The sequence below is a fragment of the Parafrankia sp. Ea1.12 genome (assembly GCF_900465275.1).
Lineage (GTDB): Bacteria > Actinomycetota > Actinomycetes > Frankiales > Frankiaceae > Parafrankia > Parafrankia soli.
This window is the reverse complement of record NZ_UBIZ01000529.1, coordinates 1-680: the sequence shown is the minus strand read 5'-3', so window position 1 is coordinate 680 and position 680 is coordinate 1. Positions and strand designations below refer to the sequence as shown.

At 66.2% G+C, this 680-nt stretch carries 2 pseudogenes; both read right to left on the bottom strand.

Annotation, left to right across the window (positions count from 1 at the left end):
* Positions 1-236: 236 nt before the first annotated feature.
* A pseudogene (locus FMEAI12_RS30665) lies at positions 237-332 on the bottom strand (IS6 family transposase); the annotation flags it as partial.
* A 97-nt stretch (positions 333-429) separates the two neighbouring features.
* Positions 430-680, bottom strand: a pseudogene (locus tag FMEAI12_RS30660) (DNA recombination/repair protein RecA); the annotation flags it as partial.

The window sequence follows — 680 nt, the reverse complement described above, 5'->3', positions numbered from 1 at the left end:
CACCGTCCTGGCCGCTCAACGCCGCGAACGCACCCGCGTCCGCTCCGAACGCCAACAACGCTGGGGCCGACCACGATCACACGCCGCCTGAACCGAACCAGAGAACATTCGTGGCCAGCGCACTAGCCGAGTCAGACTGGGACGCTGCGTCGCTGTGCGCCAGATGGCGGGTACGTGACGTGACGGTGTTGCGTTCTGAGGAGGCGAGGCATGCCAGCGGCCATGGTGACCTTCGGTCAGACGGCAGCAGCGAGTTCGGTGAACGCGGCGGCCAGCCGCAGCCTCGGGTCGATGTCGACGGCGAGCTCGTAGTGGCCGCGGCGGATGTTGCGGAACGACCGCACCTCGACCCATCACTTGATCACGCCCGACAATCAGCGCGAAGGCCTGCCCTGGCCGGACGCATTGGAGCCGTACATCACGCCCTGGTCAGAGGTTCACCGCGACTGGCGGGGGAGCGTCGGCGTCCAGCGTCGGGGAGAGGCCGAGCTTCTCCTTGATCCGCTTTTCGATCTCGTTGGCCAGATCCGGGTTGTCGCGGAGGAATGACCGTGCGTTTTCCTTGCCCTGGCCGAGCTGGTCACCGTCATAGGTGTACCAGGCACCGGACTTGCGGATGATGCCGTGCTCGACGCCCATATCGATCAGGGAGCCCTCGCGGCTGATACCGCCGCCGTAGA